The organism is Brucella sp. (assembly GCF_032066345.1).
Taxonomy (GTDB): Bacteria; Pseudomonadota; Alphaproteobacteria; order Rhizobiales; family Rhizobiaceae; genus Brucella; species Brucella pseudogrignonensis.
Window position 1 is genome coordinate 298,839 of sequence record NZ_DAMBKZ010000001.1, and the last position, 19,890, is coordinate 318,728.

Below are 19,890 nucleotides of genomic sequence, written 5' to 3' on the forward strand. Positions count from 1 at the left end.
TGGAACGATTGTAGGCGCTCGCAATCAGTACCTAATCATTCGCCTTGACGGTGAGAGCCATGAACCCGGATCGTACCACCCAACGTGGGAAATCACCTACTTGGACGGCGGTAGATCATGATCGCCATCGCCCAGCATGTTCAGATAGTTGGTTATTTCCTGCGCTTCATCTCTCCGAAGATTGCAACAAAATTGGCCGTTCAGCTTGGCAGGCTCGCCTGTCAAAAGCCTAACAACGGTCCATGTTCCATCCGGCTCTTGCCGTTTGTTGAAGTGAATTTTCGTCATGGCGGTGTCAGTTCGTTGCTCTGCCAGACAGATAAGACAGTGAAGCCTGCATTCAAGCCTTGGAGATATCAAAATGATTGATAGACCACGTTTACGCCGCAAGGACGTTCCTGAATATCTTCGCACAACTCACGGGATCGATATATCGCGCTCGACGCTTGAAAAGCTCGCCACTAACGGCGGCGGCCCGTCAATGCAGTATCAAGGGCGCTTTCCGCTATATCATAAGTCGGATCTAGACAGATGGGCCGAGCAAAAAATATCGCCGTCGGTCAGTTCAACCGCCGAGCGCTAGATGGAGCGAATAATCAGAATCAAACAGCCCCTTTCAAAGGGGCTTTTTCTTTAAAAGCATTACTCACCAAACCATCAACGCCGTGTGAGTATTTGGTGAGTGCATCATTAGGAAGTTAGTCGAAAGACATCTAAGTGATTGATTTTATGGCGCACCCGACAGGATTCGAACCTGTGACCTCTGCCTTCGGAGGGCAAATTCGGATGACTTTCCCGATTCTACCCATCTTTCTTTTTATTGAATAAGCTTCTGTTTTCACTTCTGTTTTCGTAATTGCCATCTGCGCGAAATTATCTGGCATCTTCCCTCTTTAACGATTTTATGGTGACACTGTGGTGACACTAAATCAAAAGGCAGGGGTAATGGCGAAGCTTACAAAGACGATATTGGACGCTGCAGAACTGCGTGACAAGCCATATTTTATATGGTGCACAGACCTAGCAGGTTTCGGCGCGCGCGTGTTCTCGTCGGGCAAAAAGACTTTTTATGTCGACTATTATACGAAGACTGGCGACCGCAAAAGAATGTCGCTCGGAGCTTTTGGCAAGCTGACCGTTGATGAGGCCCGGAAGATGGCCCGCATCACGCTTGGTGACACATTGCGTGGTGAAGATCCCCTGCTTGAAAGACAAACGCGTCGCGGTTCAATTACAATCTCGGAGCTATGCGACGATTATGTAAAGGCTGCTGAAAAGGGCTTAATCATCGGGCGCAATGGCAAACCGAAGAAGATGTCTACGCTTGACACCGACAAGGGCCGGATAGAACGACACATCAAGCCATTACTTGGCAAAAAGCTGGTCATCGAAATGAGCCGCGCAGACGTGGCGAAATTCATACGCGATGTTACTGCGGGCAAGACAGCGTTCACTGGCCAGTCAGATAAGCTCCGGGGAAAGATTGTCGTGTCTGGCGGTGCAGGTACAGCGTCTCGTACGACAGGTTTGCTGGGAGGGATTCTTACCTACGCAGTCTCGGAAGGGATCATCGAACACAATCCAGCACAGGGTGTGAAGCGCCCCGCCGATGGCAAGCGAGAGCGCCGTCTAACAGCGGACGAGTTTAAAGCTCTTGGGAAAGTTTTGGCTAATGCCGACGAAATGACGTGGCAAGCGGTCAAAGGCACACTGCTCCTGATTTATACAGGGAGCCGCCTAGGGGAGATTGTCAATCTTCGTTGGGAAGAGGTCAGCCTGGAGGACAGATGCTTGCGGTTTGGAGATACGAAAACTGGCGCATCGATACGGCCGCTGGGGTCTCCTGCGATCAAAATACTCGAAGGCATAAGGCCGCCAAACGCAAAAGGCTGGGTGCTTCCAGGACCGCGCAATCCGGAAAATCCGGTGGGTTCACTTGATGATATGATTGATAGTATAACTAAGGCTGCCGGCTTAACCGGAGTAACAGCTCATACATTTCGTCACAGCTTCGCGTCAGTTGGCGCTGATCTCAACTATTCGGATAATACCATTGGGGCTATTATCGGCCATTCATCAGGCACGACCACAAGTCGCTATACTCACCGGTTAGACAGCGTTTTGATCGCCGCAGCGGATTCCATATCAGAAGAGGTGGACCGTCAGCTTATGGGAAAGCCCGCTAAGAAGCCCGCGTAGTGGCTGGACGTGGCGAGCCTGTACGCTATTCTCTTCATACTGATACAATGGAGGGTGTGCTTAAAATGTTCGGGCCAAAGCAAGAAGGTGACTATCCAGATCGGGATCTCGACTGCCAAGAGGCGGTTTCGCAAGGCATCGCTGATCTAGTCGAGCAGGGTGTGGTGTCTGGCGGCACCGAGGCGGAAGTGACGGCTGCATTAGCGGGCGCAAAAGTGCTCGGTATTCGCGAGTTAATCCACGATGCTGTTGAGGCCGGTTGGTCTGAAGAAGAAGCGGCTACAGCGATTAGGATAGTAGCTGAGGGCATGCATCGAGGCGCGACCGGAACAGAAATTGACGAATAAACGCGAAAAAGGCCCCATGCACCATCCCGAAGGACAGCGCATGGGGCTTTGTTTATCAACTATTGCATCGGGCTACATACGCGGCACCAACTTCCTTAGTCCATGCTTGGGCTAAAAGGTTGGCGGTCATTGGCGATATTTGCAGCAATTCTTCACCACTCTTGATGTAGATAGCATCACCTGCGCGTATCGGATGCAGGTTTCGGATTTCTTCGTATGTAGCCAGACGAGATGCAGTTGCGATTGAGCCAGGCGATGTTTTCACACGCTTCCTGAAAAGCCGCTTCAACGTCGCCACTGTGTTTTTCCAGCAAGTACTGAGAATATTCATAGGGCGTCATCTCAACTTTCCACTACATCACCATCTCAGGTGTTTTGACCTCTTCACCCACCTTCCCGTAATCGGAATGATAAGTGATCACTTTAGCCGACCGGCCCGAGATCCATCCGCCAGCCGCTTCGTATGAGGAAGGCGCTGCCAGTGTCTCGTGCCGTTCAACTTTCATGAGGTTGGTTGTTTTCAGCTCATCTGAATGAAGATGGCCAACATGAGCATAGGAATACTTAGTCCGGCCGTAGACTTCACGAAACTTGCCGGCAAAGACGCTGTCGACGTCCTTCACGTTGCGGCGATGCCCGTGGTGATAGAAGAGCGAAACGTTGCCGAACTCGTGGTAATAATACGTCGTAGCAGACGTATCGACTTCGATGCGCGGCTCTTCATCGTAATGCGCAGCCATCCATTCACGCATGAGAGTGGCGGATACCGGATCATGGTTTGCGTCAGCCATTACGACTTTGACGAACTCATGCTTCTCCAAAAGCATCGCGATTATCTTGCGGACGATGCGAACGGCAACACGTGCGATCTTCTGGAACCGGCTATCGCTGTCCAGAACATGGCCGCTCGTGGGCGTTTTGGCCTCCATGCTGTCGTAGTGCATAAAATCGCCAAGTTGCGCCAGAACGGCGAATTTGGCTGGAGGAGAGCCATCAATGGAAGCTCTGAACCATTTGAGGATTAGATCCTCCGCGATTTTGAGATCGTAGTCGGCTCCGGACTCGTCTTTCCATGACAAAAGACCAAGATGGAGATCCGTGACCGTATACTGGCAAAGCAGCTTTTCGTTTAAGCCACGAGGAGAAATTACCGGCTCAGCGCGTGGCAGAGCGTCGGTAAGACCGAGTGCCATGGCTTTGAGTCGAGCCTGGGCTGCTTCAGCATCGATGTCGTGCCGAATCCAGCTCTGAACTTCAATGCCGTCCTTCACGTGAGAGGTGATCTTCTTAATCACCCTGCCCTCGCCGACATCGAATGGCTTTTCCTCCGGTTCGCCCAGCTTCTGGGTTACGGTCTCGCTAAGCGTGGCGCCATTCTTGCCCGTTGTCGTTTTGACCGATGAGATGTGATAGCCAGGCATAGCGGGATCAGAGAGAAGAAAGCCACGCTTGCTGGCCACACGAAGGCGACTGTCAAATGTGTTGCGGTTCAGTCCAACTGATTTCGCCGCGGCCGACACGTTTCGGCCTGATGCTAGATATGCATCTACGGCGATGCGACAAAGTTCGTCCGATAATGGCGGCGTCGGCATTATTCACCATCCTTTGGCTTGCGGCCTGTGCGGCGGGTGAACCAGTCGAAAACCGCATCGGAGATCCACATCGCGCTTGTGCCGACAAGGAAAGCTGCTGCATGGATCGCCACGTTTGAACCATCGTCGGGTGGCAACGGGAAATTCACGGTACGGAGGTAGTGAAGGATTGGAGTGGTCAAATAACCCGCAGCCAGAGCGCCACAGATTGGTGAAGCCACGATTTCACGTATCGTATAGCGGCCGCGCGAGAGAGCGCGGATAACGCCCCCTGCAAAGCCAGCCAAAAGAACGGAATCTTTCAGGCCGAGCTGGTCGAGAAGATTGCTCAACGTGGTGCCCCTTAAAGAGTTTTGCGTGCGGGAGGCTTCCAACCGCACAGGGCCGCGCCCTTTTCGTTGTGAGCTAAGGCCGCGGCGACTTCACTGTCCGTCATTGATTTGATTGTGCGCTCGCTTAACGAGATCGGCGAAGCGATCGAACAGAACGAACCGGTAACTGAGCTGCAGCCGACCAAGATGGCGAACAATGCGGCAAGGATCATCTTCCCCATTTGCTCAACCTTTTTCTATTAGTTTCAGCGTCTTGTGAGGCAATCTTTCTATCTATCTCATCTGAAATAGTTTTTGCCGCATTTTCAGCTTCTGCTGCACGCTCTTTTTCAACTGTTTTCCCATCGGCTTTGCCTTTGAAATAAACGCTAACCGCTCCGATAAGAGCCAAGCCGATATAGGTTAGCCAGCCACCGGTTACTGTGTTCAGGAACACTAAAGCTTCAAACATGGCTACGTTCTCCAGCCAAAACGCTTCGCCATCACGTACAGGCTCTCTGAGAGAACGGCGCCAATGAACGCGAGACATAAGGACACGAGTTGGACCACGTCTGGATCTGTCGAGATCCGATGAGCGACATCGTCCGATAGTAGGAAGATGGCGGCCATTGCTCCGGCGCCGTAGCGCAATAGAATGCGGGCTAGAACTGACGAGATCATTTGGATGCCCCTTTCCAACGATCAAAGAGCTTGCCGAGAAGCGAGGCGATCAATGCAACCAGATTACTTGGCTGGGCTTCTGGAACTGTCTCAGGCGTAGCGGGAGCATCGGGTTCCCGCATGCTGCCAGCGACATAACCTTTCCATTTGCCCGCGCGTAGCTGGTCGGATGCTTTCTGCATCTTTCGTGCATACTCGCCGTTCAAGCCGCCACCGTTGTAGACTTCCTCGACTTTAGCGAAGTCTCTGGCTTCGATGGCCGGGATCAGCTTTTTCGATTTCAAGAACGCTGCAAAGGCACTTAGCTGGTTGACTTCACTGTCAACAAACTGCTCGAACATCAACTTGGCCGTAGCAAATCCGCAGATGGCATGATTGAAGCCCATGATCTGGTATCGGCCGATGCTGATTGACTGATAAGCCGCGTCCTCGTTGAAGCGGATTGCCTTTGCCAGCAAATCATATCGTGCTGCGGTCGTGTTCTGCTCTTTGTACCCACCCTTAGCAGGAGAGATCCAATCCTTGCGGGCAATCCTGGCCTTTACGGCTTCAGACCGCTTGGCCGTTGGGATCAGCTTATAGAACCAATGTTTCTCGAAAAGGATCTTGATGCGCCCGTCTGGATACCAGCCAAAGCCATTACTCTCGACTTCCGAGATTGCTTCGATATCTGCGGGGTGAACTCCGAGCTGATCTGCGAGCGTCGCTATATGGCGATCAGTGATCGCTTCAGCTCTACCGGTGCCAAGCATAGGCGCCTCCATAAAAAAACCGCCTCAAGGGCGGCGGATCAATCAAAAATGGGGAATGTTGCTAGGCTCGTCCGTCTTTGCCGGCGCCGGCTTGTGGCTGGCGAACCTGAATAGATGTGCGGAAACCTCCGCGCTTCGTAAGGCGGTGATCGATATCGTGGATGCGATATGTTCCGTCCACACCGGTACGAACGCCAGAGACATCGATATTGGCTTCAGGCTCTGCGAGTGCGTTGCCCACAATCTCAATCGACCCTTGGCCGGATTGGCGCATGGATTCTTTCTTCAACGCTTCGGCACGGCTTCGAGCGTGTTTCTCCGTAGCAGTGGAAAGATGCTGCCTGAGAATTGCGTCGACATCGGTATCATCGACGTCTGCATCCACATCAACGCGCTTGCCCTTATCCTTGTCGAAATAGGAAACACGCACCTTGCTGTATTTAGGCTTCGTCGTGATCACCTTGATGCTGGCAGAGATTAGATTGTCGCCCCATGCCGCTGAGATTGAGGTTAGCGGCTTGCCGGATGCCGAAACGCCTTCGTTTCTGGCAACAAAGATGGCTTTTGTTCCCTGCGCTTTGAAGGTAGCACCCATCTCACGAGCCATTCTCTGGCCCCAAGAAATGAAGCTTTCATTCTGCTGCAGCCAATAATCACGTTCTTCATCACCGATCGTTCCGACGGTCTTAACTGTGAACCCGGCTTTTTCACCAAACTCTGCAGCGGTTTCCGAGAACTTTGCCTTATCCTTGTGACGAAGGCTGCGCTGCTTCGCCCTTCCACCTTCATCAACGGAACTGGCAGACAGTTTAACTGTTCGGCCCTCATCCTTCGTGATGTCGCATGTGACGTCAGTGACGAAGCCGTCAAAGATCGTTGTTCCAGAAACGGAGACGTGAACTGTCGAGCGCTTGTTGGGTAATGCGATGCGACCGTCGGCATCTGCAAGCGTCATATCCAGATTATCGGCCGCCTGGCCAGCTGAGCGCTGCACCCTCAATTCTAGAAGCAAAGGATCTAGGATCGATGTGACGTTTCGGCCATCAATGGTGACAACAAAACTATTCTTGATGAAAGCCATGGCTTAATCCCAGAGACTGATAACTTCGGCCTTCGAGGTTTCCAGATCTGCGGAAGGAATTGCATCCAGCGGAATTCGCACAACCGTACCAACGGGAAGCTGATAACCTTGATCTGCCAATTCCGGATTGAATGCGAGTACGGCCTCGACAAAGCCTTTGGGCTGGCGTCGCAGAAGACGCCAAATGATTTGTGACAGTGTGAAGCCTTCGGCCTTCACCACCTCTTCGAGAACTGCTTGGGTCATAGAAGTAAGCTCACAATCGAGGTCGCCATGGACATAATCGGTGTGTCAACACGGGTTAGCTTCAACGAAAAGGTAACTTCCTGACCAACGCCGCCCGTTGAGATTTCACCATGCTTCTCATCAATTTCATTGATGATGTGCCAGCCGAGTGGCACGCCGTCGCCTCTAAGCAGCGACAGCGGGATTTGAGCCTGCATCGCAAGGTGCAATGCTTCTAACCGCCCCAGCCCGCCGAAGTGAAACGGATGAAGGACGCATTCGAGGTTTGCCGTGGCTTCATCCGCTCCCATTGCTTCATAGACCGGTGCCGCCCCAATGACGTCGTGTTTGGCGAAAGCCATTCGAGCGTTGCGCGAGCGGCCAGTGATATTATTCCGTAGATCGAAGATCACGGGGCCAAGTATCATCAGCGCCATCGGGTAGCGTCCTTATGGTGTAAGTTGGTGATCAGAAAAGGACCGGTTCAACTGGTTATTTAGATCCGCAACAGTGGATGGGATGCCCACTTTCAACTGCTGAAGAGTGGCCACGCATGCCTGCAGTTTCGCCTGAAGCGCGTTGAGCCCAACGAGATCGACGGTCGGCCCAACGGTGACGTTCAGAGCATTGCGGATATCTTCTGCGGTGCTGTGAGCCTGCTGGAGAGCTTGTTCGCCATCGACTTGAGGCGTTATCGAATCTTCACGGTTGCTGGCGAATGTGCCTCCCGTATCGATTTTTAGCTTGTCGCGAATGCTGGTCGAGCTGTCACCAAGCCAAAAGTCACGATTTCCCGCCCACCCGAAATAACGAGACAGATCTCTCTTTAAGCCGTCTTTGCGTTTTGCCTGAATGGCGACTTGCTCTTCAAACGTGTCACCTGGGCTGTCGGATAATAAGCTGGTCGCAGTGGTTAGAGCTGCCCCAACAGTCGCGGCCTTTCCCAAAGCCGCCGTGATAGCTGACCACGTTCCATTTCCTTTGGTCGCTTTCTTACCGTCCGTCCCACCGGGCATCCCTCCTGCGGCGCCCAGCTTAGCTGCGGCTGCATCAAGGGCGGCTGCAGATCCCTTCAAGGCAGTGCCTGCGGTAATCAAATCCCAACCGGCCTTGAGGAGCAATGCTACTGGTCCGCCTACAACAGCTGTGCCGCCGAGTGCTAAACCGCCCCATGCGGCAGGATTGCCATCACGAAGTGACTGCTGGAAGTTATTGATCACGCTCGCCATAGTGTTCAAGCCAGACGAAATCGTATCCATCGGCATAACGGCCGCTGAAAGGTTTGACATGGCATCTTTGAACGCATCGAAAGCGGCAAAGGGGTTTTCAGCCTGAATGGTGTCTGCTGCCTTCAAACCAAAGGCGTTGTCACCACGGTTTTCTTTCTGGCGCTTGTACTGGTCAAATTGCTCCAGCGCGCCAAACAACATGTCGCCTGCAAGTCGATTTCCCACGATCTTGCCGACATAGGCCGCCATATCGCCGGAATTGTTTACATCGATGCCTTGTTTGACCAGTGCCGGCTTTAAGACACCATCCATCCATTCCAGCGGGTTCGCATAGAAGCGATCAGATTCGGTGAGCGTTCCCGGATCAACGATTTTCCCCTTGTTGTTGCGAACAACACCCTGACGAAGCCCGAGCTCAATCTGGCGCTCCAACTGAGCCAAAGGAGTGCGCCCGGTTGCGAGATTGTCGAAAGCTGCTCGGATCTTACCACCGGCATCAGAGCCGCCCGTTTCCGCTGCCATGTAAGGTAGCCAGGTGGAAATAAAATCTTTGCCGTAAGCTTTACCCGGCGCACGTGCGAACTTGATCGCCTGAGCATAGCTCTCTGGCGAAATATCGCGTCCAATCACCTGCTGCGAGCGAACATAACCATCGAGCATCTTGGTGTAGAGCTCAGGATCTTGCACGCCCATGTTGTCCATGGCCTTATTGAAAGCGCGGAGGCCGTCAACGGCTCCTTCTTTTCCAAATAGGTTTTTCAGAACAAGCATCGCCTTCATCATGGGATCAGCCATGCTCAAAGCGGTATCGGTGTCGATGGCGTTGAGAGACGAGTCCTTCAGAACTTCCAGGACTTCGGCCTTATTCAAATTGTATTTTGAGACGAATTTATCTGCGGAAGAATCGATCTTCCCGCGCTCGCCTTCGCTAAGCCCAGCATACTTCATTTCGGCTTGCTGGACGCGTTCCTGAGATGCAGCCGTCAACGCGGCCCGAGTGCCTGTCGACGCCATGTATAGGCCGGTGTAACCACCACCCATCAGGTAGCCGAACTTTTTCATATTCTCGAACTGAGCGTGCAGTCTGCCTGCAGAGCGCTCTGTTTCGTTAAGCCGGGCACGAACCGCTGTAAGGTGCGAGACGGTCGCCTGGCGCCAAGCAGCGATGTCGTTTTTCCGCATCGCATCAGTGAGATTGCGAGACTGGAAGCCTTGATTTAGCCGCTCCCAGCTCCGTAAAACCAGATCAAACTCACGCGGGGTGGCCTTGAGCTTATCAAGCTGCTTCTGCATTCCCAGACCCCAAGGGGCTGCATTCAGCCTCTTGGAATCCTGTTCGATCTTATGAAGCGCCTTACTGACGGTTTCGGCCTCTTTGGTATCAGCCTTTACCCTTAGCAGCAGCTCGCCAATAAGCGTTCGCGCCATAGATCACCTTTTGAATTTAGCCCCAGCAATCTTCGCCTGAAGCAATATTTCTTCCCGGCGAAGATTTAATGCGTCACAGTAGAAGGCCAGCATGTCGAGCCAGTCCATCTCAATGACTGTTGGGAGGGGCGTATTGAAAACGTTCGCGACTAATCCGACGCATTCTCGCCAGTTGGCAGGGTAAATTCGGCCGATGCGTCGCGAACAGAACGGGGCAAAAAATCCAGACCCGCCTCATCGAGTGCGTCGGCGTCGTCTGCATCGAGTGCGTCATAGACTTCGAATGGGATATCGAAGACTGGCGGTGCAAGCTTTTTGCCAGCGCGAGAATTAGCAACATACTCGCGAATTTCTGTACCAGTCACGCGGCGGACACGTACTTCCGTATAGCGCACGCCGTTCACAGTAAGCGGCCACTCGAGCGGAATAATCTTTTCGCGTGGTTTGTCGCTGTCGAAATGGATGACATTGCTGTCAACCTGCTCGGCGACTCCACTATTGATGATGGTAGTTGGAGCGTCCATCGTTTTCGTACCCATTAGGAAATACCGATATTAGCCGCCACAGGAGCCAACGGCGCTCTGCCATCGAAACGAACACCGGCCGGGCCAGCGAAGTAGTCGAAGTAGATCTTCTCTTCGTTTTTGATTGTGAGCTCGTAATAAACGATCTCATTGACGGCATAGGCAGTTGAGACGCCCTGATCTGGGCTATACTCGCCTGGATCAAGTTCCGTCATTTTGCCTTCGATCACACCGATGAGAGGCATATCCTCCTGTGTTTGTGTATCGTAAAGATTGGCTCGGAAGGTGTACTTGATGCGGGTGTTTGCCATAAACCGCTTCATCAGATGCGGCTGGACGCCTTCAAGAGAGAACGTAAGAGCGTCAATCTTGAAGCTGTTCAATCCAATCGTCAGACTTGCAGCAGCACCACCGCCCAAGTGTTCCTTGGTGTTGCGGGTGAGCTTTGGCAGCTTCACAGACTTCATCGACAGGAATTCCGAGCTGGTCGGATCATCATCGCCGATGAAAAGGTTTGCTGCATTGAGGTTTGTAATAGTAGCGGACATTTATTGCTCCGTATCCTAAATGGGCAACGATCACTGCGAGGTGATCGTGCCGTCCGAACCGATTGCCACGGCAATGCTCGCCACAAGCGACTCCAGCGCCGCTTCATAGCGGCGGGAACGCAGAGTGAGCTTACGGAACACAGGTGGTTCTTCTGCCTGGAAAGTGATGTTGAGGAAGCCAAGCCGGAGCTGTGACGTCGAGTTGTCCGCTGGGGTGAAGTAGATCTTGTATCCCAACAGATAGTCGCGGTTGCTCATATCCCGAAGCTTGGATTCGATCGTATTCACCACGGCCTGCACAAGCGCCAAGGTGATGTTGTACTTGCCCAGATAACCGCGGATCGTCTTGACCTGGTAAAGCTCAAGGAAATCACGCAGTCGATTGACGTGAGCAAACTGCCAAGCGCTTTCTGCAGAGAGCGTATCGGTTCCCCAGAACGTGTATCCGCCGTCAGTCAAAGAGCCATCCACGCCAACTTCACCACGGAAGATAATGCCGAAACCGCGGCTGATATCGAGCTGGCCCTGATTTGAGGCGTCAGTAATGGAGAATGGAATGCGCGGCGCAACGCCTGAGATACCGTAGAGCTGCTGGTTCGCAATCGAGAACGCAGGAACGCCACCGGCTTCAGCATCGCGACGCGCATAAAGCGCAATCACATATGGCGAGAGCGGCTTTTCCACGATACTCCCATCTGCGTCGACAATCTTTGCCACCTGACGGAGAGGATGCAGGATATGCGCTGACCGTGGAAGCGTTTCCAGCCATGTCAGTGCTTGTTCTGGAGATCCGGTTGGACCTTCTGGAAGGAAGCGTGCGCGCGTGCGTTCCGCAACAGTCACGATGTTTGCGCAGACAGCATTCGCCATAATCTCAATCGTCGCTGTCGCGGCCGGCATGACCTTGTCTTCTGCAGCGCCACCGCCGCTAAAGGTCACATTCACTGAACCAGAGAGATTTGCGCCAGGCTTATCGATCACAATCGACACAACTTTGTCAGCATTCGCGCCTGTACCAAGCACTGCGTGGGCCGTCGGCAAAACCTTCCCTGAACCGCTGCCACCACCAGTAAAGGCGACAGTTGGCACTTCAGTTAGGCCAGAGCCCGCATTGGTGATAACAACATTCGGGCCGGCCATTTGCTGGTGTGTATGGCCCGGTGCGATCAGAAGGCGAGCGGTTACGCCAAGAAGTTCTGGTGCATCTAAGAAGGCCCAAATACCCGTCGCATCCGCCTCGCTGCCAACGATGTTTGCGATTGTGGCGTTGTCGTCTGCACCCTTTTGGACACGTACGATGACTACGCTTGCAGCCGCGCTAGAAGCGGCCAGCTGAGCCGAAATGCCTACGAGCGCATCTTCGAGCGTGCCACCACCGAGCTTGCTACGCTTCGTGATATCGTTCGTGAACAGATGAACTGGCGTATTGAGCGGAAATACTGTTTCGTCTGCATCGGGCGCCGTTCCAATAACGCCGATGACGCTCATGTCGGCATTCAAAGCAGTCGACGCCTCGATGCCGTCTCGAATATGCTGGATGCCAACTACAAGTTCGGCCATCTTTAATTCTCCGTAGGTGAAGCCCAATTGCGGGCAAAAAGAAAGCCCGGCGCGATGGCCAGGCTTGGAGACAAAAAAACCGCCTCAACGGCGGCGGTTGTTAGAGTTTGAAGGCTTCTCGCCAGAAGTCGTCTTTTTGCTCGACCGTCCATTCCAGCGCGAGGCGAACCGTATCGCTTAAAGGATGCAGACGGTTGAAGTTCTGCGCACCGATAATAAACATTTGCGCTTCAAACTGATCATCTTCCGATGGTAGCTGGTCGATAATCGCTTGCAGTGGTGCCGGGATAGCGCCGCTTTGTAGTGCCGCCAACGCTTCCTGACGGCTGATGATCCCAAGCACCGCGAGATACTGGAAGAACTGGCGGCGGCTAATTTCATCAGGAACCAGCTCGGTAACGGGTGGCTCAATAATGGCCTTTCCGTTCCAGATTTTCCCATAGACCGTTCCGCCCGGCCCGAAGGTAAATCCAAAGTCATTATCAATCCCGATAATGTCGGCTCCTTCGATCTGCGATTGCTCAATGTCATCTGTCATCGAGAAAACCGCGCCATCTCGATCAACAGCGATATAGAACTTGTGCGGATCGTCTTTCGCAATGTCGCAAATGTCTGTTCCATCCTCGTTTCGGAAGAAGAAGACATTCACATATCGCTTAGGCCCGTACTCGAACTCGCCGTCATCCTTCTGGCCTATAACCTCGGGAGGAAGCTCTACCGGAGTAAGAACCCTTTTGAATTTTCCAAAGTTTCTCATTTTACCAGCCTCCGAAAGCTCGCCAACCGACGTTAGGGATATGAATTTGCAATTGCCGGGTGGATAGTCCGGTAACGGCTCCCTGTCCGCTGATAGATTGAAAACGATACCCGGTGCATACGTAGCCACTGTCAAATTCTTGAAACAAGTTCGCGGTGCCTGCGGCTGCCCGCGTAATGTATCCGGCGAACCGCGTGTCAGTAACGCGCCAATTGAGCTGGCCCTGAACATCGGCAAGCGTCCAGCCGCCCGCGCCCAAGCGATCCGCATATGTCGCGCCGTTCGCCCAGTTGGCCGAATTGGCGTAATTTACGCTGAAATTGGCCGGATTGTATGCGTAGACATTTGCCCCGTCGCTTCCGCCCAAAACCCAAGACGGCATGCCTGACTGACCGCTCCATATGATGTTCAGTGCACCGCCGTCTGACCTGCGCGGATAAGCACGACCGCCCATATTGCCTGCAATGATATTGTTGACTTCAGTTTTGACGTAGAAAATCGAGCGCAGCCAAGTGACAATGTTTCCCCACGTCCATCGGACGAGAGTTCCAGAACCCGCCAATACACCTGTAAGGCTATCACCATCTGCGATTGACTGTTGTCCATTCGCCCCCGCCACAGCGGCACCCACGGTGCCGGTCGTGGTCAGCGCGGGCAGATAGACACCTGCAATCTTGCTATCGGCGCCAAGTGGTGCAACGCCGCCTGCGGCTCCCTTGTCGACAACGCCGACGGCTTCAATGTTGTCGCGTGCGCGCTTCTTCTGCGCGAGGGTGAATTCCTGCGCATCATCTACGCGGACGCGAAGCCCAAGCGCTTTACCAATGGTGTCGGTCAGATTGGAGAGCGCCTGGGTGAACGATTGGCTTAGACTGCTGCCCGATTCCGTGATGGCACTTTCAACCTGCGCGGATGTCATCGCATCCTTAATGCCATATCCTTCAAGCGTCGTCGGCGTCTGCTCAATATCGCCGAACTTGTGTTTGTGCTCGTTATAGGCGTCCACGAACGTCTTGAAAGTGGCGTCGATCTCGCTGATCGTATCACCGATCTGCTTGATTTCGACAATCTGATTGCCTTGCGGCAGTGGCAGAGGCCAGTGGTAGTTCGGTGTGAGTGTGCGTTCTTCTGCCATGTCATGCCACCTTCGAAATCCACATGCGCAGGTTCGATATTTCCGGGCGCGCAGCTGGCGTGCCGTTCAAAACAATGCGCGTGCGGGCATCCAGATTTGCTTCGGGATAGTCAGGCCGCTGATAGGTCTGCTCTGCGAGCCCATCACCAAGCGGGATCGCTTCAACCGGCGCGGCCTGGACGAAATCACCTTGCACACCAATCGACACTTGTGCGGATGAACCGCTCGGAAGCTTTGCTTCGATCGTGGTGACAACCTTGCTCGCATCCTTGAACTCAACAGAGCGGGTTTCATAAGTTGCGGTTGGCTGAAGCTCTCCCTCACGCACCTGTACACCGGGAAAGACGAAAGGCGTCACCCGATCCGATCCGCGCAAATGAGCGAACACCTGAATATCCTCGTTGACGATATATTCGGTGAGCATATGTGCCTGCGTCGGCGACGACACGATTTCACTGCCATCCGGACGTTTGAGGATGATCGCAACATCAGTTCCCGTTTCGGGATATTCGACACCGGCTGACACCAGAATATCTGACATCTTCGCCGCCTTGAACGTGCCGACATAGGCGCGCTTCTCGGTTTCGGTAAATCGTGCGCCGCGCAGCTTGCAGACCAGATATGTGCCGTCGAGCGTTGTAACGGTTGCACCGTTCGAAGAAATCTGAAGCGAGCCAACAGTAAAGGGCTGCTGGCTGATCAGCTGGCCGGTTTTGTCCACGTCGCCCAGCCTGCCAACCGCCACAGTACGGGTTGGATCGTCCGTCATCAGCACGATGGCAAGGTTGCGGGCCTTGTCGGAATAGACCGGATAACGGAAGTTGGCATCAAAGAACTCGCCTGCCTTCAGGGCCGATCCGGGGACATATGCTTCCGCCAGCACAGTTTTAGGATCGGCTGCGCCATATTCCATCGGCCTGATCTGCACCAGAACCGGCTTCGCGGGATCGCCTGCGCGGGTGCATTTGACCGATACGCCAGTAAGGCAACGCGATTCAGTCAGCACGAAAGGCTGCGAGATCGGGTTAGTCATGGTGTCCGCTCCTTGGTCCGCGTTCTTTGATAACGATCGAGTTGTTTTGATTGCCGGTCGGCTGAGTGACGTTGGTCACGTTGGTGACGTTGTTAATCACTGTGTTGTTGACGACAGGCTTCGGCATTGTCGCGGTTGTTGTCTGGACGGAAGTGGCAAGGCGATACTCTTCTGTGCTGATCTCACCGCGCGCCGCATAGGTGCATGAGGCTTCAGTGAACGCGCCCTGGAACACAACAATCTTGGTGCCGGTCGGAACTTTGGGCGGGATTTCCAGCGTGCCGGTAATAACGCCATCGTTTCCGGCAGGACCGGAAAGGGTGGCTGGCGCGATCTCGATCTCGTCAAAGAATATCTTCGCCAGTGTTTCGTTGGGCCGGAAACCTTCGATCCGGAAGGCAAGCGGACGCTGCCGGATGAACTCTGCCGCTTTCACATCCGTCCGGACTTTCTCCACGTTGGCCGTGATGTCTATGCCAGTGATGTAGTCCGGCAAATACTCGCCCATCGAGGAATCGAAGCTCTGTGTTTCGCTCGATGACCAGACCGTGTTCTTGTCCGTCCACGTATCTGTCGCGGGATTGAGCGTTGCGCGGCCCGGTACTGCGGTAAAGACGGCATTCGGATTGATCTCGATCTCGCCGCTTTCGCGCAACTGGCTCAGAACAATTTCCTCGGAGAATGGCAGCATCAACGGATCTGTCATTGCCGGGAACTCGTGGGCCGTTGTCTTGATCGGCAGGCGCAGCTTTCCGCCATAGCTTGCAGCCGTCTGCGCCACGCCCTGATCACGCATGGCATCGTTGACGAAGGAATCCACAAACATGCCGCGCCGGGCTGATACGTCCCGTGCGTTGACATCGAAGCGCAAGCGGAGCTGCGCCACCAGATCGGCCAGATTGACAACCGTCTCCTTCAGGTTGCGCATTTCCGAATAGTCCATATTCGGAACGGCAGTCTGCTCGATGCCTGGAAGCAAGCCCCAGTTATTGGTCACGCGGGCAAGTTCAAGATGCGTTGCAGGAACCGAAGGTGCTCTGGGCCGGGTGGCGGACGATGTTCCCTTGATATGAGCCAGATAGCCTCCTGGGATCAGCGCGATCACATCGATGCGCGGCAGCTTGTAATCATAATCAAGGAATACGTCTGTTTCCTTTGCCGCGCCGCTGATCTTCAGGAAGTTGCGCCCGATCGCTTCCGGTGCCAGCGTGATGTTCTCGTAATATTGATAGTGGATTTCATACGAGGCACCGGGTGCAGGTTCAGGTCCGGAAGGCGACCAGTCTAGCGAGCCGCCAGAATTGATCCATGACGTGGTTGCCGGATATTCGCGCGTTGTATCCCACACCTTGAAAATCTGCTTGATGGATGAATGCGGCAGCTGATCAGTCACGCCGCTGTAAGAACCGTGCACGATCGTCTGCGTTGTCTCTTTAACAATGGTGACGCGGCGAACCCTGGCAATCGGTGATTTGGTGAGCTGGATCGTCTGTTCACCGCCTGTCGCGGCGGTGAAGCGGTGCGTTTCATTATCGACGGGTGCAAGGTCCGGTTCTTCAGGAATGACGAAACGCAACCCTTGAGAACGTGCGGTACGCCATCCATTGAGCCATGCAACGCCTTCGGAAACGGAAAACACCTGATTTCCGCTTCCATCAGCGCCGTTCGCAAAAACTTCGAAACCGCTCGTTACAAAGCTGCCGTTGCTTTCGTCCGACTGGCGGGCGAGTGCCTTGTAGATCTCCGAGAATTCGGTGTTGGTGTCCGACATCAGGATCGTGCCGTCGAGAACGGTATAGACGTTGACGAGGGGACTTTCGTTGAGGATGCGCGAGTGCGACCAGGAGACGGAAATTTCAATCCGGCTTGCGCCTGCCTGCATGTATGCCTGCGTGTCCGGAATACTTCCTTTAAGCGATGGATCAATTACATCGTCAATGGTCTTCTCGGTAACGATCACACCGATAAAGGCGGTACCAGCTTTATTCAGGACGAACTCGGCGGCAGGAACATCGTGGAAGTAGCCACCAACATAGACCGTGCAATCGCCAAGTTTGACGCGGATGCGATCCTCGTCGACTTCCTCCACAACCGGAGCCGGTCCAGCCGTAACGCGACCGTCCTGAAACAAGACGTCAAAACCGCGCCGCATCTTGTCGTCGCCCATAGACTGAAGCTCGTTCAAGTCTGTCGATTGCAGATAGAGCTTCTTCCTGAAGGCAAGCGCGAAGCGTTTTGCGCCTCGGCTATAGCGGTCAAGAAATCCATGTCGAATGAAAATGCTCATAGGGTTCAGACCTCAAGAATAGGCGTCATCGACTGGCTCAACGAACCGTCGCGAACGATCGGAGGAAAGCGGGTGAGCTGGATCAGCGTGCCCGGCGAAGTCACGTCCGCAAGTGGCACGTACATTTGACCGGCTGGAACGCTGGCTGCGAATTGCGTGCCGACATAAATACCGTTTTCACGCAAAGAGACGCCGGTCGCGTCTTCAAGCTCCAGCAGATATTCGAGCATAAATGCCGGAACCGGATCATTGGTTTTCGACCATTTGGAGCCATCCAGCATGACGATCGTTCCTGCCTCATCGGGCATGACGAAAGACTTTGATCGGATGCGCGTGAAGCCGACGCAGTTCTTCAGCGATGTCTCTTTTGAAAGAGCCGCCATTTCGAGCGCTTCTTCCTCTGGAGTGGCGGGCGGCGGAATGTCGTCCCACGCGGGATCGCCACTTCCAACCGCGAGAAATAGCGGCTGCTGCATTAACAACTGCGCGACAATGGTGCGGGAGCCAATGGTAAAAACTGGAGAAGCCATTTTATGAAAGCCCTAAATGCGCCCGGAAGGCTGGCTTGCCGAACGATGCGGAGACAAAAGGCGCGTTTTGAAACGGCTGGATGGCCGGTTCGCTATAGCGCGTGAGGCGGGTTGATATTGCTGCGAACATGCCTTGACGTTGGCGCATCGGAAGGTCGTAGCGGATACGATAGGGCTGAGTTAAATGGGCGGCGTACCGAGCCTTAACGATATCCTGCCGCCAGAAACGAACGCGGTCACGGTGATGGAAGCGCAGTGACAAAACCGGCTCGTCGGGTGTTCGACGAATACCGGACCAGTCATCAAGATATGCGCCGCCGTCGAGCTGATGCGTGTCGAGACGAAAAGCCCGCACATCCCATCCCGCCGTGACGCGTATGAAATCCGATCGCAAGGGCTTTGAAGCTTTAACGAGCCGCGTCATCGGCTTCACAAAGCCGGTGTTGCGAACCTCGAACGGCAAATGGATTTGGAACTGCCACCATTTTGCATCATCGAAGCTGGATTCCTCGATATCGCCGTCATGATTGATCCAGCGCAACGCTGTGTGAACTGCAGATGGAGTGCCAATAATTCGCTGCCACGCGACGCCGCGTGATAACAGCAATCGTAAATCTGGAATGAAATCGGCGATCTCTTGCAGGCCGTATTCTGCCACCAGGTAAGGGACGATCTCATCAGAAGGATTGTATTTAAAACCGCGCAGCGCAACCACACCGGGCCCGATTTCAGGTGTCCGGTCCATGGACTCGGAAATAGCTGTTTCGAGCGCCGTGGCATTGCTGGGCAGCAATGCGGAACGGTCAACCATCAGTAATCCCGGCCTTTATTGGTGAGTGTGATAGTTCCGAGGGCCGTTGCCGAGCCTTCGGAGTTGATGATCGATGCAGATGGAGAGGTGACGACTACCTTTTTAACACCCTCAATATGGAGACGAGATTCCAGCCACGAGATCTCAAGATCAAAGCCGACGCCAGATTCCTCCTGCCATGCTTTTCTGAGGATACCCTCCAACTCCGTGACTAAATTGGAGCTTGCGTCTGGCAACAGCCAAATATCCGCTGCGACGTCGACGGTCTGCGTTACTGCGGCCTCAACAATAATGGTGTCGTTCAGCAGGCGGACGCGATCACTCATGATCTCTGCTGTGACGGCGTCGAGCATTGCCTTATCAGGAACGCCGCCATCTTGCGAAGATAATACAGCCACATGGATAATCGGCCAGAACATCTCGCGATAAACGACGACATCTTTGATGCGCGTATCAGCGCGCAAAGCGGCCTGCTTATACCAGTATGAAGACCCTCCAGGTGAGCGTGCCTGAATTGCGAGAACGACTCGAGCGCGAAGCTGGATGTCATTCTCTCCCGCCAGTCTTGTCACATCATAAAATGCTGCGAGATGGTCAAGATCGCTTCCCGATGCATAGGCAATGAGGTTCGCCTTTGCTGCATCGTTGATGCGCTGTCGAATGATGATCTCACGAGCCGATGAAACTTCGACAAGGATCTTGGCGGGATCAGTCTCGAGATTTCCGACATCATATGTGATGCCGGATTTAAGAAACCGCTCCTTCAGATCCGCAAGTGCTTGATCTAAAATGCTCGCATAGCTGACCGTCTCGATCACTCTAGGAGTGGCCAAGGTTGTTAAATCAATAGTCATGGACTT

At 53.8% G+C, this 19,890-nt stretch carries 23 protein-coding genes and 1 tRNA gene; 3 read left to right on the top strand and 21 right to left on the bottom strand.

The annotated features are described in order from the left end of the window. The first annotated feature begins 117 nt into the window (after nucleotides 1-117). Nucleotides 118-369 carry a hypothetical protein gene (locus RT142_RS01535; RefSeq protein ID WP_313026722.1) on the top strand — a complete coding sequence of 84 codons (252 nt, stop codon included), beginning with the start codon at nucleotides 118-120 and terminating at the stop codon, nucleotides 367-369. A 361-nt stretch (nucleotides 370-730) separates the two neighbouring features. On the opposite strand, the gene RT142_RS01540 is transcribed toward RT142_RS01535, so the two are convergent. Continuing rightward, nucleotides 731-805: transfer RNA gene (locus RT142_RS01540), tRNA-OTHER, on the bottom strand. A 110-nt stretch (nucleotides 806-915) separates the two neighbouring features. Here RT142_RS01540 and RT142_RS01545 point away from each other — a divergent pair. After that, entirely contained in the window at nucleotides 916-2,199 is a 1,284-nt protein-coding gene (locus RT142_RS01545; RefSeq protein ID WP_313026725.1) for a site-specific integrase, read from the top strand. Next, the gene (locus RT142_RS01550) at nucleotides 2,199-2,546 is read left to right on the top strand and encodes a hypothetical protein (protein ID WP_313026729.1); all 348 of its coding nucleotides are present in this window, start codon (nucleotides 2,199-2,201) and stop codon (nucleotides 2,544-2,546) included. The genes RT142_RS01545 and RT142_RS01550 overlap by 1 nt, the downstream gene beginning before the upstream one ends. Before the next feature lie 176 nt (nucleotides 2,547-2,722). On the opposite strand, the gene RT142_RS01555 is transcribed toward RT142_RS01550, so the two are convergent. The 20 genes from RT142_RS01555 to RT142_RS01650 all read right to left on the bottom strand — a co-directional run bounded on the left by RT142_RS01555 (nucleotide 2,723) and on the right by RT142_RS01650 (nucleotide 19,884). Continuing rightward, nucleotides 2,723-2,887: a hypothetical protein gene (locus tag RT142_RS01555; RefSeq protein WP_313026731.1), complete on the bottom strand. Its 165-nt coding sequence runs from the start codon at nucleotides 2,885-2,887 to the stop codon at nucleotides 2,723-2,725. A gap of 12 nt (nucleotides 2,888-2,899) precedes the next feature. Further along, nucleotides 2,900-4,138 carry an oxidoreductase gene (locus tag RT142_RS01560; RefSeq protein ID WP_313026734.1) on the bottom strand — a complete coding sequence of 413 codons (1,239 nt, stop codon included), beginning with the start codon at nucleotides 4,136-4,138 and terminating at the stop codon, nucleotides 2,900-2,902. Continuing rightward, nucleotides 4,138-4,470, bottom strand: coding sequence for a hypothetical protein (locus RT142_RS01565; protein WP_313026736.1), 333 nt, complete (start codon nucleotides 4,468-4,470; stop codon nucleotides 4,138-4,140). Before RT142_RS01565 ends, RT142_RS01560 begins: the two co-directional genes overlap by 1 nt. Nucleotides 4,471-4,481: 11 nt before the next feature. Beyond that, nucleotides 4,482-4,691: a hypothetical protein gene (locus RT142_RS01570; RefSeq protein ID WP_313026739.1), complete on the bottom strand. Its 210-nt coding sequence runs from the start codon at nucleotides 4,689-4,691 to the stop codon at nucleotides 4,482-4,484. After that, complete coding sequence (locus RT142_RS01575) at nucleotides 4,679-4,921, bottom strand: hypothetical protein (protein ID WP_313026741.1); 243 nt, start codon at nucleotides 4,919-4,921, stop codon at nucleotides 4,679-4,681. Before RT142_RS01575 ends, RT142_RS01570 begins: the two co-directional genes overlap by 13 nt. 205 nt (nucleotides 4,922-5,126) lie before the next feature. Beyond that, nucleotides 5,127-5,882, bottom strand: a complete 756-nt coding sequence (locus RT142_RS01580) for an N-acetylmuramidase domain-containing protein (protein WP_313026744.1) — start codon at nucleotides 5,880-5,882, stop codon at nucleotides 5,127-5,129. 61 nt (nucleotides 5,883-5,943) lie between these two features. Beyond that, nucleotides 5,944-6,963 (bottom strand): hypothetical protein, encoded by a 1,020-nt coding sequence (locus tag RT142_RS01585; protein ID WP_313026746.1) that lies wholly within the window; start codon nucleotides 6,961-6,963, stop codon nucleotides 5,944-5,946. A gap of 3 nt (nucleotides 6,964-6,966) precedes the next feature. Next, on the bottom strand, nucleotides 6,967-7,209 hold the full coding sequence (locus RT142_RS01590; RefSeq protein WP_313026749.1) for a tail protein X: 243 nt from the start codon (nucleotides 7,207-7,209) through the stop codon (nucleotides 6,967-6,969). Next, nucleotides 7,206-7,625 carry a phage tail protein gene (locus RT142_RS01595; RefSeq protein WP_313026751.1) on the bottom strand — a complete coding sequence of 140 codons (420 nt, stop codon included), beginning with the start codon at nucleotides 7,623-7,625 and terminating at the stop codon, nucleotides 7,206-7,208. Before RT142_RS01595 ends, RT142_RS01590 begins: the two co-directional genes overlap by 4 nt. Nucleotides 7,626-7,637: 12 nt before the next feature. Next, nucleotides 7,638-9,710, bottom strand: a complete 2,073-nt coding sequence (locus tag RT142_RS01600; protein ID WP_313026753.1) for a hypothetical protein — start codon at nucleotides 9,708-9,710, stop codon at nucleotides 7,638-7,640. Between the two features lie 284 nt (nucleotides 9,711-9,994). Then, nucleotides 9,995-10,369 (bottom strand): hypothetical protein, encoded by a 375-nt coding sequence (locus RT142_RS01605; RefSeq protein ID WP_313026756.1) that lies wholly within the window; start codon nucleotides 10,367-10,369, stop codon nucleotides 9,995-9,997. A 14-nt stretch (nucleotides 10,370-10,383) separates the two neighbouring features. Continuing rightward, nucleotides 10,384-10,917, bottom strand: a complete 534-nt coding sequence (locus RT142_RS01610) for a phage major tail tube protein (RefSeq protein ID WP_313026758.1) — start codon at nucleotides 10,915-10,917, stop codon at nucleotides 10,384-10,386. 30 nt (nucleotides 10,918-10,947) lie between these two features. After that, on the bottom strand, nucleotides 10,948-12,477 hold the full coding sequence (locus tag RT142_RS01615) for a phage tail protein (RefSeq protein ID WP_313026761.1): 1,530 nt from the start codon (nucleotides 12,475-12,477) through the stop codon (nucleotides 10,948-10,950). Nucleotides 12,478-12,577: 100 nt separating this feature from the next. Next, nucleotides 12,578-13,234 carry a hypothetical protein gene (locus tag RT142_RS01620; protein ID WP_313026763.1) on the bottom strand — a complete coding sequence of 219 codons (657 nt, stop codon included), beginning with the start codon at nucleotides 13,232-13,234 and terminating at the stop codon, nucleotides 12,578-12,580. Between the two features lies 1 nt (nucleotide 13,235). Further along, nucleotides 13,236-14,369: a hypothetical protein gene (locus tag RT142_RS01625; protein WP_313026766.1), complete on the bottom strand. Its 1,134-nt coding sequence runs from the start codon at nucleotides 14,367-14,369 to the stop codon at nucleotides 13,236-13,238. A gap of 1 nt (nucleotide 14,370) precedes the next feature. After that, entirely contained in the window at nucleotides 14,371-15,402 is a 1,032-nt protein-coding gene (locus RT142_RS01630) for a hypothetical protein (protein ID WP_313026768.1), read from the bottom strand. Next, nucleotides 15,395-17,689, bottom strand: coding sequence for a DUF4815 domain-containing protein (locus RT142_RS01635; RefSeq protein WP_313026771.1), 2,295 nt, complete (start codon nucleotides 17,687-17,689; stop codon nucleotides 15,395-15,397). Before RT142_RS01635 ends, RT142_RS01630 begins: the two co-directional genes overlap by 8 nt. A gap of 5 nt (nucleotides 17,690-17,694) precedes the next feature. Further along, nucleotides 17,695-18,219, bottom strand: coding sequence for a hypothetical protein (locus tag RT142_RS01640; RefSeq protein ID WP_313026773.1), 525 nt, complete (start codon nucleotides 18,217-18,219; stop codon nucleotides 17,695-17,697). Nucleotide 18,220: 1 nt separating this feature from the next. Then, a complete protein-coding gene (locus RT142_RS01645) occupies nucleotides 18,221-19,030 on the bottom strand; it encodes a phage tail protein (protein WP_313026776.1) in 810 nt (269 codons plus the stop codon). After that, on the bottom strand, nucleotides 19,030-19,884 hold the full coding sequence (locus RT142_RS01650) for a baseplate J/gp47 family protein (protein WP_313026779.1): 855 nt from the start codon (nucleotides 19,882-19,884) through the stop codon (nucleotides 19,030-19,032). Before RT142_RS01650 ends, RT142_RS01645 begins: the two co-directional genes overlap by 1 nt. Nucleotides 19,885-19,890: the final 6 nt, after the last annotated feature.